25 protein-coding genes are annotated in these 12,918 nt (G+C 65.2%); all 25 read left to right on the top strand.

Going from position 1 to position 12,918, the window contains the following annotated elements; translation table 11 throughout:
• Positions 1-121 precede the first annotated feature (121 nt).
• The 25 genes from rpsJ to rpsK all read left to right on the top strand — a co-directional run bounded on the left by rpsJ (position 122) and on the right by rpsK (position 12,893).
• On the top strand, positions 122-430 hold the full coding sequence (rpsJ, locus tag V7Q42_RS11085; protein ID WP_217927055.1) for a 30S ribosomal protein S10: 309 nt from the start codon (positions 122-124) through the stop codon (positions 428-430).
• 82 nt (positions 431-512) lie between these two features.
• Positions 513-1,229, top strand: a complete 717-nt coding sequence (rplC, locus tag V7Q42_RS11080; RefSeq protein ID WP_333824121.1) for a 50S ribosomal protein L3 — start codon at positions 513-515, stop codon at positions 1,227-1,229.
• A complete protein-coding gene (rplD, locus tag V7Q42_RS11075) occupies positions 1,229-1,861 on the top strand; it encodes a 50S ribosomal protein L4 (protein ID WP_333824120.1) in 633 nt (210 codons plus the stop codon). The genes rplC and rplD overlap by 1 nt, the downstream gene beginning before the upstream one ends.
• Before the next feature lie 2 nt (positions 1,862-1,863).
• Positions 1,864-2,160 (top strand): 50S ribosomal protein L23, encoded by a 297-nt coding sequence (locus V7Q42_RS11070; RefSeq protein ID WP_333824119.1) that lies wholly within the window; start codon positions 1,864-1,866, stop codon positions 2,158-2,160.
• A 21-nt stretch (positions 2,161-2,181) separates the two neighbouring features.
• Positions 2,182-3,018: a 50S ribosomal protein L2 gene (gene rplB / locus V7Q42_RS11065; RefSeq protein WP_333824118.1), complete on the top strand. Its 837-nt coding sequence runs from the start codon at positions 2,182-2,184 to the stop codon at positions 3,016-3,018.
• Between the two features lie 4 nt (positions 3,019-3,022).
• Positions 3,023-3,301: a 30S ribosomal protein S19 gene (gene rpsS, locus V7Q42_RS11060; RefSeq protein WP_333824117.1), complete on the top strand. Its 279-nt coding sequence runs from the start codon at positions 3,023-3,025 to the stop codon at positions 3,299-3,301.
• A gap of 5 nt (positions 3,302-3,306) precedes the next feature.
• Positions 3,307-3,684, top strand: a complete 378-nt coding sequence (gene rplV / locus V7Q42_RS11055; RefSeq protein WP_333824116.1) for a 50S ribosomal protein L22 — start codon at positions 3,307-3,309, stop codon at positions 3,682-3,684.
• Positions 3,684-4,460 carry a 30S ribosomal protein S3 gene (gene rpsC, locus V7Q42_RS11050; protein ID WP_333824115.1) on the top strand — a complete coding sequence of 259 codons (777 nt, stop codon included), beginning with the start codon at positions 3,684-3,686 and terminating at the stop codon, positions 4,458-4,460. The genes rplV and rpsC overlap by 1 nt, the downstream gene beginning before the upstream one ends.
• Before the next feature lie 34 nt (positions 4,461-4,494).
• Positions 4,495-4,908, top strand: a complete 414-nt coding sequence (gene rplP, locus V7Q42_RS11045; RefSeq protein WP_333824114.1) for a 50S ribosomal protein L16 — start codon at positions 4,495-4,497, stop codon at positions 4,906-4,908.
• A gap of 12 nt (positions 4,909-4,920) precedes the next feature.
• Positions 4,921-5,112 (top strand): 50S ribosomal protein L29, encoded by a 192-nt coding sequence (rpmC, locus tag V7Q42_RS11040; protein WP_333824113.1) that lies wholly within the window; start codon positions 4,921-4,923, stop codon positions 5,110-5,112.
• 10 nt (positions 5,113-5,122) lie between these two features.
• Complete coding sequence (gene rpsQ, locus V7Q42_RS11035) at positions 5,123-5,365, top strand: 30S ribosomal protein S17 (protein WP_333824112.1); 243 nt, start codon at positions 5,123-5,125, stop codon at positions 5,363-5,365.
• A gap of 36 nt (positions 5,366-5,401) precedes the next feature.
• Positions 5,402-5,770, top strand: a complete 369-nt coding sequence (gene rplN, locus V7Q42_RS11030; protein ID WP_333824111.1) for a 50S ribosomal protein L14 — start codon at positions 5,402-5,404, stop codon at positions 5,768-5,770.
• Entirely contained in the window at positions 5,770-6,084 is a 315-nt protein-coding gene (gene rplX, locus V7Q42_RS11025; protein WP_333824110.1) for a 50S ribosomal protein L24, read from the top strand. Before rplN ends, rplX begins: the two co-directional genes overlap by 1 nt.
• Positions 6,077-6,637 carry a 50S ribosomal protein L5 gene (gene rplE, locus V7Q42_RS11020; protein ID WP_333824109.1) on the top strand — a complete coding sequence of 187 codons (561 nt, stop codon included), beginning with the start codon at positions 6,077-6,079 and terminating at the stop codon, positions 6,635-6,637. Before rplX ends, rplE begins: the two co-directional genes overlap by 8 nt.
• Positions 6,638-6,664: 27 nt before the next feature.
• Positions 6,665-6,970 carry a 30S ribosomal protein S14 gene (rpsN, locus tag V7Q42_RS11015; protein ID WP_333824108.1) on the top strand — a complete coding sequence of 102 codons (306 nt, stop codon included), beginning with the start codon at positions 6,665-6,667 and terminating at the stop codon, positions 6,968-6,970.
• Between the two features lie 13 nt (positions 6,971-6,983).
• Entirely contained in the window at positions 6,984-7,382 is a 399-nt protein-coding gene (rpsH, locus tag V7Q42_RS11010; protein WP_333824107.1) for a 30S ribosomal protein S8, read from the top strand.
• Positions 7,383-7,393: 11 nt separating this feature from the next.
• The gene (gene rplF, locus V7Q42_RS11005; RefSeq protein WP_333824105.1) at positions 7,394-7,933 is read left to right on the top strand and encodes a 50S ribosomal protein L6; all 540 of its coding nucleotides are present in this window, start codon (positions 7,394-7,396) and stop codon (positions 7,931-7,933) included.
• A gap of 12 nt (positions 7,934-7,945) precedes the next feature.
• Positions 7,946-8,305 carry a 50S ribosomal protein L18 gene (gene rplR / locus V7Q42_RS11000; protein WP_333824104.1) on the top strand — a complete coding sequence of 120 codons (360 nt, stop codon included), beginning with the start codon at positions 7,946-7,948 and terminating at the stop codon, positions 8,303-8,305.
• A gap of 49 nt (positions 8,306-8,354) precedes the next feature.
• Positions 8,355-8,903: a 30S ribosomal protein S5 gene (rpsE, locus tag V7Q42_RS10995; protein ID WP_333824103.1), complete on the top strand. Its 549-nt coding sequence runs from the start codon at positions 8,355-8,357 to the stop codon at positions 8,901-8,903.
• Between the two features lie 72 nt (positions 8,904-8,975).
• Entirely contained in the window at positions 8,976-9,161 is a 186-nt protein-coding gene (rpmD, locus tag V7Q42_RS10990) for a 50S ribosomal protein L30 (protein WP_333824102.1), read from the top strand.
• Positions 9,162-9,175: 14 nt separating this feature from the next.
• A complete protein-coding gene (rplO, locus tag V7Q42_RS10985) occupies positions 9,176-9,658 on the top strand; it encodes a 50S ribosomal protein L15 (RefSeq protein ID WP_333824100.1) in 483 nt (160 codons plus the stop codon).
• A 188-nt stretch (positions 9,659-9,846) separates the two neighbouring features.
• On the top strand, positions 9,847-11,178 hold the full coding sequence (gene secY / locus V7Q42_RS10980; RefSeq protein ID WP_333824099.1) for a preprotein translocase subunit SecY: 1,332 nt from the start codon (positions 9,847-9,849) through the stop codon (positions 11,176-11,178).
• A complete protein-coding gene (locus V7Q42_RS10975) occupies positions 11,175-11,756 on the top strand; it encodes an adenylate kinase (RefSeq protein ID WP_333824097.1) in 582 nt (193 codons plus the stop codon). Before secY ends, V7Q42_RS10975 begins: the two co-directional genes overlap by 4 nt.
• A 261-nt stretch (positions 11,757-12,017) precedes the next feature.
• Positions 12,018-12,386, top strand: coding sequence for a 30S ribosomal protein S13 (rpsM, locus tag V7Q42_RS10970; RefSeq protein ID WP_333824096.1), 369 nt, complete (start codon positions 12,018-12,020; stop codon positions 12,384-12,386).
• Positions 12,387-12,503: 117 nt separating this feature from the next.
• Positions 12,504-12,893: a 30S ribosomal protein S11 gene (gene rpsK / locus V7Q42_RS10965; protein ID WP_333824095.1), complete on the top strand. Its 390-nt coding sequence runs from the start codon at positions 12,504-12,506 to the stop codon at positions 12,891-12,893.
• Positions 12,894-12,918 lie beyond the last annotated feature (25 nt).

Here is a 12,918-nt window from a genome sequence, read left to right as displayed (position 1 = left end):
CCATCCGTGAAGGCGGCCGCACCGTCGGCGCCGGCGTCGTCGCCAAGATCATCGCGTAAGGAACTCGGTGGCGGGGCGGGGTACGCCCCCGCCCGCCGGCCGAAACTCCGAGGGTTCAAGAATGAACGGTCAGAACATCCGTATCCGCCTCAAGGCGTTCGACCATCGGGTCCTCGACGCCTCGACGCGCGAGATCGTCAGCACGGCCAAGCGCACCGGCGCTTCCGTCCGTGGCCCGGTTCCGCTGCCGACGCGGATCGAGAAGTTCACGGTCAACCGCTCGCCGCACGTCGACAAGAAGTCGCGCGAGCAGTTCGAGATCCGCACCCACAAGCGGCTTCTCGACATCATCGACCCGACCCCGCAGACGGTCGACGCTCTGATGAAGCTCGATCTGGCGGCCGGCGTGGACGTCGAAATCAAGCTCTGATCGGCATTCAGCCTTTCCGAGCCTCTGACATGGATCAGGAGTGTTTCACTCGCGTGACACTCCCATAAGAAGAGAGAACGCCATGCGTTCAGGTGTGATCGCACAGAAGCTGGGCATGACCCGCATCTACACCGATGCGGGAGAGCAGGTGCCGGTGACGGTTCTGCGTCTCGACGGCTGCCAGGTCGTCGCCCATCGGACCGAAGAGAAGAACGGCTACACCGCGCTGCAGCTCGGTGCCGGCCTCGCCAAGGTGAAGAACACCACCCAGGCGATGCGCGGCCATTTCGCCAAGGCGAACGTCGAGCCGAAGCGCAAGATGGTCGAGTTCCGCGTCGACGCGGACAAGATGATCGAAGTGGGTGCGGAGATCACCGCCGACCATTTCGTCGTCGGCCAGTTCGTCGACGTCACCGGCACTTCGATCGGTAAGGGCTTCGCCGGCGGCATGAAGCGTTGGAACTTCGGTGGTCTGCGTGCCACCCACGGCGTGTCGGTGTCGCACCGTTCGCTGGGTTCCACCGGTCAGCGTCAGGATCCCGGTCGCACCTTCAAGAACAAGAAGATGGCCGGCCACATGGGCGCCGAGCGCGTCACCACCCAGAACCTCAAGGTCGTCCGCACCGATGTCGAGCGCGGCCTGATCCTGGTCGAGGGTTCGGTGCCGGGCGCCAAGGGCGGCTGGATCATCGTCCGCGACGCCGTGAAGCGTAAGGCTCCGGAAGGTCTGCCGATGCCCGGCGCCTTCAAGAAGCCGGTCGCCGTCGCGGCCGCCACCGAAGAGAAGGGGGCCGAGTGATGGAGCTCCAGATCAAGACCCTCGACGGCGCCGACGCCGGTAAGATCACCGTCTCCGACGAGATCTTCGGTATCGCCGAGCCGCGGATCGATCTGATCCAGCGTGTGATCAAGTGGCAGCTCGCCAAGCGCCGCGCCGGGACCCACAAGGTCAAGGGCCGCTCCGAGATCGCCCGCACCGGCAAGAAGATGTACAAGCAGAAGGGCACCGGCGGCGCTCGCCACGGGTCCCAGCGTGCTCCGATCTTCCGCGGTGGTGGTCGTGCCCACGGCCCGGTCGTCCGCTCCCACGAGCACGATCTGCCGAAGAAGGTCCGCGCCCTCGGTCTGAAGCATGCGCTTTCGTCCAAGGCCGCCGCCGGCGCGCTGGTCGTCCTCGCCGACGCCACCGCCGAGACGCCGAAGACCAAGGCCATGGCCGAGCGCTTCGAGAAGCTCGGTCTCGCCAACGTCCTCGTGGTGTCGGGCGCCGAGGTCGACCAGAACTTCGGTCTGGCCGCGCGCAACATCCCGAACGTCGACGTGTTGCCGGTCCAGGGCATCAACGTCTACGACATCCTGCGTCGTCAGGTTCTCGTCCTCACCAAGGACGCGGTCGACGCGATCGAAGCCCGGTTCCGGGCGGAGGCGTGACCATGGCGATCGAACTCTCCCACTACGACGTGATCCGCTCCCCGGTCATCACCGAGAAGGCGACGATCGCGGCCGAGAACAATCAGGTCGTCTTCAACGTCGCGAAGACCGCCACCAAGCCCGAGATCAAGGCCGCCGTCGAGGCGCTGTTCAAGGTCGAGGTGACCGCCGTCAACACCCTGGTCCGCAAGGGTAAGGTGAAGCGTTTCAAGGGCTTCGTCGGTAAGCAGGGCGACGTGAAGAAAGCGATCGTGACCCTCGCCGAGGGCCACAAGATCGACATCACGACCGGTCTCTGAAGGCACGAAGGGTAGACAACCATGGCTCTGAAGACCTTCAATCCGGTCACGCCCAGCCTCCGTCAGCTGGTCATCGTCGACCGCTCGGCTCTCTACAAGGGCAAGCCGGTCAAGGCGCTCACCGAAGGCCTGTCGAAGTCCGGCGGCCGCAACAACACCGGCCGCGTCACGGCGCGCTTCATCGGTGGCGGTCACAAGCGGACCTACCGCATCGTCGACTTCAAGCGTCGCAAGGTCGACGTGCCGGCGACCGTGGAACGGCTCGAGTACGACCCCAACCGTACCGCCTTCATCGCTCTGGTGCGCTATGCGGACGGCGAGCTCTCCTACATCCTGGCGCCGCAGCGTCTGGCCGTGGGTGACACCGTCGTCGCCGGCACCTCGGTCGACGTGAAGCCCGGCAACGCCATGCCGATCGGCAACATCCCGGTCGGCACGATCGTCCACAACGTGGAGATCAAGCCGGGCAAGGGTGGTCAGATCGCCCGATCGGCCGGCGCCTATGCGCAGATCGTCGGTCGCGACCAGGGCTACGTCATCGTTCGCCTGATGTCGGGCGAGCAGCGTCTGATCCTCGGGTCCTGCCTCGCCACCGTCGGCGCGGTTTCGAACCCGGACAACATGAACACGTCGGCGGGCAAGGCGGGTCGTTCCCGTTGGCTCGGTCGTCGTCCGCACAACCGCGGTGTCGCCATGAACCCCGTCGACCACCCGCACGGTGGTGGCGAAGGCCGCACCTCCGGTGGTCGTCATCCGGTCACCCCGTGGGGCAAGCCGACCAAGGGCAAGAAGACCCGGTCGAACAAGGCGACGAACAAGTTCATCGTCCGCTCGCGGCACGCCAAGAAGGGTAAGTGAGGTCATGGCTCGTTCTGTCTGGAAAGGCCCGTTCGTCGACGGTTACCTCCTGAAGAAGGCCGAGAAGGCTCGTTCGTCGAGCCGGAATGAAGTGATCAAGATCTGGAGCCGTCGCTCCACGATCCTGCCGCACTTCGTCGGTCTGACCTTCGGCGTGTACAACGGTCAGAAGCACATTCCGGTCCTCGTCAGCGAGGAAATGGTCGGTCAGAAGTTCGGTGAGTACTCGCCGACCCGGACCTACTATGGTCACGCTGCCGACAAGAAGGCGAAGAGGAAGTAAGCCCCATGTCGAAGTCGAAGACCGAACGGGCGCTGAAGGACACCGAGGCTCAGGCCGTCGCGCGGATGATCCGCGTGAGCCCTCAGAAGCTCAACCTCGTCGCCGCTCTGATCCGTGGCAAGAAGGTCTCCACCGCTCTGGCGGACCTGACCTTCTCCCGCAAGCGCATCGCCAAGGACGTCAAGAAGACGCTCGAGAGCGCGATCGCGAACGCCGAGAACAACCATGAACTGGACGTCGACAGCCTCGTCGTCGCCCAGGCCCACGTCGGCAAGGCTCTGGTCATGAAGCGTTTCCACGCTCGTGCCCGCGGTCGCGCCAGCCGTGTCGAAAAGCCGTTCTCGAACCTGACGATCGTCGTCCGCGAAGTGGAGTCCGCCTGATGGGACAGAAGGTCAACCCGATCGGTCTCCGGCTCGGCATCAACCGGACCTGGGATTCCCGCTGGTACGCCGGCAAGGGCGAGTACGGCAAGCTGCTGCACGAGGATCTCGCGATCCGTAAGTATCTGCTCGCCGAGCTGAAGCAGGCCGCCGTGTCGAAGGTGGTGATCGAGCGTCCGCACAAGAAGTGCCGCGTCACGATCCACACCGCGCGTCCGGGCGTCGTCATCGGCAAGAAGGGCGGCGACATCGACAAGATCCGCAAGGGCGTGTCGAAGCTGACCGACTCGGAAGTGCACATCAACATCGTCGAGGTGCGCAAGCCCGAGACCGATGCCAACCTGGTGGCCGCTTCGATCGCCCAGCAGCTCGAGCGCCGCGTCGCCTTCCGTCGCGCCATGAAGCGCTCGGTCCAGTCGGCGATGCGCTTCGGCGCCGAGGGCATCCGCATCAACGCCTCCGGTCGTCTCGGTGGCGCGGAAATCGCCCGTCTCGAGTGGTACCGCGAGGGCCGCGTTCCGCTGCACACCCTGCGTGCGGACATCGACTTCGGTGTCGCCACCGCGGTCACCGCCTACGGCACCTGCGGCATCAAGGTGTGGATCTTCAAGGGTGAGATCCTCGAGCACGATCCGATGGCTTCCGAGCGGAAGGCGCAGGAGCCGGACAACACCCGTCGCGAGCGCCCCGAGGGTCGTGAGCGCGATCGGGATCGGGACGGTGAGCGTCGTGGACGCGGTCGTCGCGATCGTGAGCGGGACAGCGAGCGGGCCTGAGGCCGGCTGCAAGGAAAGATGAGAGAGAACGACGATGCTGCAGCCTAAGCGCACGAAGTTCCGCAAGCAGTTCAAGGGCCGGATCAAGGGTGCCGCCAAGGGTGGCTTCAACCTCGACTTCGGCTCCTACGGACTGAAGGCGCTGGAGCCGGAGCGGGTCACCGCCCGGCAGATCGAAGCGGCCCGCCGCGCGATCACCCGTCAGATGAAGCGTCAGGGTCGCGTGTGGATCCGCGTGTTCCCCGATGTTCCGGTTTCGTCGAAGCCGACCGAAGTGCGCATGGGTAAGGGCAAGGGCGCTCCCGAATATTGGGCGTGCCGCGTCAAGCCCGGGCGCATCCTGTTCGAAATCGACGGCGTCAGCCATGAAGTGGCCGAAGAGGCGCTGCGGCTCGGAGCCGCCAAGCTGCCGATCCGCACCCGCTTCATCGAGCGTATCGCCGACTGAGGGAGTTGACCGATGAAGATCGCCGACATTCGGACGAAGACGGCCGACGAACTCACCGACGAGCTCGCCAAGCTGAAGAAAGAGCAGTTCAACCTTCGCTTCCAGAAGGCCACCGGACAGCTCGAGAACACGGCGCGGGTGCGCCAGGTCCGTCGCGACATCGCGCGGATCGAGACCGTCATCACCGCCAAGCGCGGCAATTGAGGAGACGGCCATGCCGAAGCGCGTGCTGCAGGGCGTCGTCGTCAGCGACAAGAACGACAAGACCATCGTGGTCGAGGTGGAGCGTCGCTTCACCCATCCGCTTCTGAAGAAGACCGTGCGTCGTTCGAAGAAGTATCACGCCCACGACGAAGAAAACCGGTTCAAGGTCGGCGACCAGGTCGCGATCGAGGAAGGCCGTCCGCTGTCGAAAAACAAGCGGTGGGTTGTTCTCGGTCCGGTCGGCGCGGCCTGAGCCTCGGCGACGAAGATTTAAGAAAGGCGGTCGGTCATGATTCAAATGCAGACCAACCTCGACGTCGCCGACAATTCGGGTGCCAAGCGCGTCATGTGCATCAAGGTGCTCGGCGGCTCGAAGCGGAAGTACGCGACCATCGGCGACATCATCGTGGTGTCGGTGAAGGAAGCGATCCCGCGCGGACGCGTGAAGAAGGGCGACGTCATGAAGGCGGTCGTCGTGCGCGTGTCGAAGGACATCCATCGGGCGGACGGTCAGGTGATCCGTTTCGACCGTAACGCGGCCGTTCTGATCAACAATCAGAAGGAGCCGATCGGTACTCGTATCTTCGGACCGGTTCCGCGCGAACTCCGCGCCAAGAACCACACGAAGATCCTCTCGCTGGCTCCCGAGGTGCTGTGATGGCGGCGAAGATCAAGAAGGGCGACAAGGTCGTCGTGCTCGCCGGCCGTGACAAGGGCCGTTCGGGCGAAGTGATCCAGGTGATGCCGACGGAAGAGCGTGCGCTCGTTCGTGGCGTCAACATGGTTCAGCGGCATCAGAAGCCGCAGGGCGTGAACGAAGGTGGCATCATCTCGAAAGAGGCGCCGATCCACCTGTCCAACCTCGCCATCGCGGACAAGGACGGCAAGCCGACCCGCGTCGGCTTCAAGAAGCTGGACGACGGCCGCAAGGTTCGTGTCGCCAAGCGCACGGGAGACCTGATCGATGGCTGACAACGTCGTCGCGCTGCCGCGCATGAAGAAGCACTACGACGAAGTGGTGCGTCCGAAGATGATCGAGAAGTTCGGCTACAAGAACGCGTTCGAAGTGCCGGTCCTCGACAAGATCGTCCTCAACATGGGCGTCGGTGAAGCCACCGCCGACTCGAAGAAGGCGTCCGTCGCCGCTGCGGATCTCGCGCTGATCGCCGGCCAGAAGCCGGTCGTCACCCGCGCCCGCAAGGCGATCGCGCAGTTCAAGATCCGAGAGAACATGCCGATCGGTGCGAAGGTCACCCTCCGCAAGACCCGCATGTACGAGTTCCTGGACCGTCTGGTCACCATCGCGCTGCCGCGCGTTCGTGACTTCCGCGGCCTGAACCCCAAGAGCTTCGACGGCCGTGGCAACTATGCCATGGGCGTGAAGGAACACATCGTGTTCCCCGAGATCAACTACGACAAAGTGGACCAGATCTGGGGTATGGACATCATCGTCTGTACGACGGCGAAGACCGACGAGGAAGCCCGGGAGCTGCTCAAGCTCTTCAACTTCCCGTTCCGTCAGTGAGCCGTTACGGCAGAGGATAGGAAAGACATGGCCAAGAAGAGCTCGATCGAGAAGAACAACCGCCGTCGCAAGATGACGGCGCGCGATCTCAAGAAGCGCACGGAACTGAAGGCCGCGATCATGAATCGCGAGACCTCGCCGGATGAGCGCATGCAGGCGGTGATGAAACTCGCCGAAATGCCGCGCAACGGCGCCAAGGTGCGCATCCGCAACCGCTGCGAAGTCACCGGTCGTCCGCGTGCCTATTATCGCAAGCTGAAGATGTCGCGCGTCTCTCTGCGTGAACTGGGCAACATGGGCGCCATCCCGGGCCTGGTGAAGTCGAGCTGGTGAGGAAACGATCCCCATGACCATGACCGATCCTCTGGGCGATATGCTCACCCGTATCCGGAACGCTCAGCTCCGGAAGAAGTCCAAGGTGTCGACCCCGGCCTCCAAGCTGCGCGGCAATCTGCTCGACGTGCTGAAGTCTGAGGGCTACATCCGCGGCTATTCCAAGGTCGAGTTCGACGGCGGCAAGTCGGAGTTCGAGATCGAGCTGAAGTACTTCGACGGCCAGCCGGTGATCCGCGAGATCTCTCGCGTGTCCAAGCCGGGCCGCCGGGTCTACACCTCGGTGCAGAACATCCCGCGCGTCGCCAACGGCCTCGGCGTCACCATTCTCTCGACCCCGAAGGGCGTCATGGCCGATCATTCGGCGCGTGAGGCCAATGTCGGCGGCGAGGTCCTCTGCAAGGTCTTCTGAGGAGCCACATCATGTCGCGCATCGGAAAGAAGGCCGTGCCGGTTCCCGCCGGGGTCACCGCGGAAGTCGCGGGCCAGGCCGTCAACGTCAAGGGACCGAAGGGCGCTCTGTCCTTCACCGTCCACGATCTCGTCGAAGTCACCAAGGGTGACGAAGGCATCGCCGTCGCGCCGCGGGACGAGTCCAAGCTCGCCCGTTCGCTGTGGGGCATGTCGCGGACGATGATCTCCAACCTCGTCACCGGCGTGTCGAAGGGCTTCGAGAAGAAGCTCGAGATCAACGGCGTCGGTTACAAGGCCGCCCTCAACGGCAAGACGCTCACGCTGTCGCTCGGTTACAGCCACGACGTGCTGTTCCCGGTTCCGGAAGGCATCACCATCGTCGTCGGTGGCGCCAAGCAGGACCAGATCACGGTCTCCGGCATCGATAAGCAGCAGGTCGGTCAGGTCGCCGCGGAGATCCGCGAGTGGCGTGGTCCCGAGCCCTACAAGGGCAAGGGTGTCAAGTACTCGACCGAGAAGATCTTCCGCAAGGAAGGCAAGAAGAAGTAAGGAGCTGCCGCCATGGCCAACAAGACCACTACGGAGCGTCGCGCCGATCGCGTGCGCCGTGCCGTCAAGGCGGCGGCGAACGGCCGTCCCCGGCTCTCGGTTCATCGCTCGTCGAAGAACATCTACGCGCAGGTCATCGACGATGCGAACGGCAAGACCGTCGCCGCCGCGTCGACCCTGGAAACCTCGCTCAAGGGCAGCCTGAAGACCGGTGCCGACAAGGCCGCGGCGGAAGCCGTCGGCAAGCTCGTCGCCGAGCGGGCGCTGGCCGCCGGTGTGAAGCAGGTCGTGTTCGACCGCGGACGCTTCATCTACCACGGCCGGGTCAAGGCTCTCGCCGACGCCGCCCGTGAGGGTGGCCTCGACTTCTGATCAAAATCCATGGCGCGCCGCGAGGGCTGCGCTCGAGGGAAGAACAGACATGGCAACGCGTGAGCGGGAAGAACGCGACAGCGAATTCGTCGACCGGTTGGTGCACATCAACCGCGTCGCCAAGGTGGTGAAGGGCGGCCGTCGTTTCGGCTTCGCCGCCCTCGTCGTCGTCGGCGACCAGAAGGGCCGCGTCGGCTTCGGCCACGGCAAGGCTCGCGAGGTGCCCGAGGCGATCCGCAAGGCCACCGAAGCGGCCAAGCGCGGCATGATCCGCGTGTCGCTGCGCGAGGGTCGCACCCTCCATCACGACGTGGTCGGCCATCATGGCGCCGGCCGGGTCGTCGTCCGTGCGGCTCCGGCCGGTACCGGCATCATCGCCGGCGGCCCGATGCGCGCCGTCTTCGAGACCCTCGGCGTCCAGGACGTCGTGGCGAAGTCGATGGGCTCGTCGAACCCGTACAACATGGTGCGGGCCACGTTCGATGCGCTCAAGGCCGAAGACAGCCCGCGCTCCGTCGCCGCTCGCCGCGGCATGAAGGTTTCGACCCTCCAGGCCCGTCGCGGCTCCGAGGGCGCGGACGCCTCGGCGGACGCGTGAGACGGACCGGCGGTCTCCTCTTCGTGAGGGGAGGGGACGCGGCCGGTATTGAAGAACACAGGGGCAGGACCCATGTCGAAGACCATCACGATCGAGCAGGTCGGTAGCCCGATCCGCCGGCCGGACGTCCAGGAGAAGACCCTGATCGGCCTCGGCCTCAACAAGCGTCATCGTCGCTCGACCCTGGAGGATACTCCGGCGGTGCGCGGCATGATCGCCAAGGTCGCCCATCTCGTTCGCGTCGTCGACGAGAACTGAGAAAGGACCGAGCGATGAAGCTCAACGAGATCTCCGACAACATCGGCGCCGCCAAGAAGGGCAAGCGCCTCGGTCGCGGCATCGGCTCCGGCCTCGGCAAGACGTCGGGCAAGGGTGTCAAGGGCCAGAAGGCGCGCTCCGGCGTCGCCGTCAAGGGCTTCGAAGGTGGTCAGATGCCGCTGCATCGCCGCCTGCCGAAGCGCGGCTTCAACAACATCTTCCGCCTCGACTACAACGAGGTTTCGGTGGCCCGCGTCCAGGCGGCGATCGACGCCGGCAAGCTCGACGCCAAGAGCGCGATCACCGCGGAGGCCCTCAAGGCCGCCGGCGTGATCCGCCGCGTCAAGGACGGTGTCCGTCTCATCGGTCCGGGCGAGCCCAAGGGCGCGCTGACCTTCGAGATCGCGGGCGGCTCCGCCCCGGCGATCGCGGCGGTCGAGAAGGCCGGCGGCAAGGTCGCCGTCGCCGAGAAGAAGAAGGCGGAAGCGGCCGAGTGATCGGCCGCCCCCGCGGATGTTCGCGTGCGATACCCTCGGGGGTGGCGCGCGACCACAGGATCGGATAACCGATACGGGGGCGATCGAGGGTCCTGAGGATCCGACGTCGCCCCGTCGTCGTCTGGGGGACCCTCTTCGCGGGGGCTTCGAGACGGCTCCTCGACAGCAGCACCGGAGACGAGTGGACCATGGCTTCCGCTGCCGAACAGCTCGCAGCCAACCTCAACTGGGGTGCCTTCGGCAAGGCCGAGGAACTCAAGAAGCGCATCTGGTTCACGCTGGGTGCGCTTCTCGTGTATCGGCTCGGCACCTACCTGCCGCTGCCGGGCATCGACGCCGGCGCGCTCGCAAAGGCGTTCCAGAACGCCCAGACCGGCATCATCGGCCTGTTCAACATGTTCTCCGGCGGCGCGGTCGGCCGAATGGCCATCCTGGCGCTGGGGATCATGCCCTACATCTCCGCCTCGATCATCGTGCAGCTGATGACGACGGTCATTCCGTCGTGGGAAGCGCTGAAGAAGGAAGGCGAATCGGGCCGCAAGCAGCTCAACCAGTACACCCGTTACCTGACGGTGATCCTGGCGATCTTCCAGGCCTGGGGCATCGCCGTCGGCCTCGAGGGCGCCACCGGCGTCGTCGCCACGCCGGGCATGTTCTTCCGTCTGACCGCGACCATCACGCTGGTCGGCGGCACGCTCTTCCTGATGTGGCTGGGTGAACAGATCACTTCGCGCGGCATCGGCAACGGTACGTCGCTGATCATCTTCGCCGGCATCGTCGCGGGCCTGCCGAGTGCCATCGCCGGCACCCTCGAACTCGGCCGTCAGGGCGCGATCTCGACGGTGGCGATCCTCGGCATCATCATCGTCGCGATCGTCGTCGTCGGCGTCGTGGTGTTCTTCGAGCGCGCCCAGCGCCGCCTGATCATCCAGTACCCGAAGCGCCAGGTCGGCAATCAGATCATGCAGGGGCAGTCCTCGCACCTGCCGCTGAAGCTGAACACCGCCGGCGTCATCCCGCCGATCTTCGCCTCGTCGCTGCTGCTGGTGCCGGCGACCATCGCCAACTTCCAGTCGGGACAGACCTCGGGCTGGTTGACCACGGTGACGGCGTTGCTCGGCCACGGTCAGCCGCTCTACATGGTCATGTACGCGGCGCTGATCATCTTCTTCTGCTTCTTCTACACGGCGATCGTCTTCAATCCGACCGACACCGCCGACAATCTGAAGAAGCACGGCGGCTTCATCCCCGGCATCCGCCCGGGCGAGCGCACCGCCGAGTACATCGACTATGTGCTCACCCGCATCACCGTGCTCGGTGCGATCTACATCGTGCTCGTGTGTCTATTACCCGAATTCCTCATTTCCTGGACGGGTGTCCCGTTCTATTTCGGCGGCACGTCGCTGTTGATCGTGGTCTCGGTGACCATGGACACGGTGTCGCAGATTCAGGGACACCTGCTCGCTCATCAGTACGAAGGACTGATCAAGCGGGCGAAGCTCAGGGGAGGACGTCGATGAGGCTCATTCTGCTCGGACCGCCGGGCGCCGGTAAGGGAACGCAGGCCGCCCGGCTGGTCGAGAAGCACGGCTTGGTGCAGTTGTCGACGGGCGACATGCTGCGCGCCGCCGTCAAGGCCGGCACGCCGGTCGGTCTCGCGGCCAAGGCGGTGATGGAAGCCGGAGGTCTCGTCTCCGACGACATCGTCATCGGCGTCGTCTCCGATCGCATCGACGAGAAGGACTGCGCCAACGGCTTCATCCTCGACGGCTTCCCGCGCACCGTGCCGCAGGCCGAGGCGCTGACCAGGATGCTCGCCTCGAAGGGCATGAAGCTCGACGCCGTCGTCGAATTGGTGGTCGATACGGACGCGCTCGTCGCCCGCATGGAGAACCGCGTCAAGGAAACCCTCGCTGCCGGCGGCATCCCGCGTGCCGACGACAATCCCGAGAGCTTCCGCAAGCGGCTCGGCGAGTACCAGGAGAAGACCGCGCCGCTGTCGAGCTACTACGCCTCGACCGGCGAGCTGAAGACCGTCGACGGCATGGCGTCGATCGACGAGGTCACCGCCGCCATCGGTGCCGTTCTCGGCGCCTGAAGCGGAGCGAATTTCCTCGGCGCGGCGATACGCGCCGAGGCTTTCCGAGACCCGCGCCGCGCGCGCCGGATTCCAGGACCGAGTGGTTGCACCCGGTCCTGGAATCCGTTATCACACCGGCCACATCGCTGAATCCGCGATCGGCGCCGGAAACGTGGAGTGTCCGGCTGCCGATCTGTTCGCGTCCGAACGGGTTCGGTGACGGCAAATGACCCGAGCGCATCGGATGGTGCTCTCGCGGACGTAATCTGGAGAGAGACCGTGGCCCGCATCGCAGGCGTGAACATTCCGACCAACAAGCGCGTCGTCATCGCGCTCCAGTACATCCATGGCATCGGCCCCAAGAAGGCCGACGAGATCATGGAGAAGGTCAACATCGCGTACGACCGTCGCGTCCAGGACCTCAGCGACGCCGAGGTGCTGCAGATCCGCGAAGTCATCGACCGCGACTACATGGTCGAAGGCGACCTGCGTCGTGACGTGGCGATGAACATCAAGCGCCTGATGGACCTCGGCTGCTACCGCGGCCTGCGCCATCGTCGCGGCCTTCCGGTCCGCGGTCAGCGCACCCACACCAATGCCCGCACCCGCAAGGGTCCGGCCAAGCCGATCGCCGGCAAGAAGAAGTGATTTCGTCGGTCGACGGCGACCGACGGAAGCAGATTCGAGGGGCGCCGCCGAGAGGCGATCGTCCCGGTGGAGCCGCCGGCATTACGGCGGTGTAGAGATCGAAGGTAAGGACAGTCCATGGCCAAGGAAGCCACCCGCGTTCGCCGTCGTGAACGCAAGAACATCACGTCGGGCGTCGCTCACGTGAACTCCACGTTCAACAACACCATGATCACCATCACCGACGCGCAGGGCAACACGATCTCCTGGTCGTCGGCCGGTGCTCTCGGCTTCAAGGGCTCGCGCAAGTCGACCCCCTACGCCGCCCAGGTCGCCGCCGAAGACGCCGCCCGCAAGGCCGCCGAGCACGGCATGCGCACCATCGAGGTGGAAGTCCGTGGCCCCGGTTCGGGCCGTGAATCCGCGCTGCGCGCTCTCCAGGCGGCCGGCTTCATGGTGACTTCGATCCGCGACGTCACCCCGATCCCGCACAACGGTTGCCGTCCGCGCAAGCGTCGTCGCGTCTGATCTTTCTCTTCTCCGGGACGCGCGG

The sequence above is a fragment of the Pinisolibacter sp. genome, assembly GCF_036782435.1.
Taxonomy (GTDB): domain Bacteria; phylum Pseudomonadota; class Alphaproteobacteria; order Rhizobiales; family Ancalomicrobiaceae; genus CALBKH01.
Note: the sequence above shows the minus strand (reverse complement) of the source record. Positions and strands in the feature narration are given on the sequence as shown.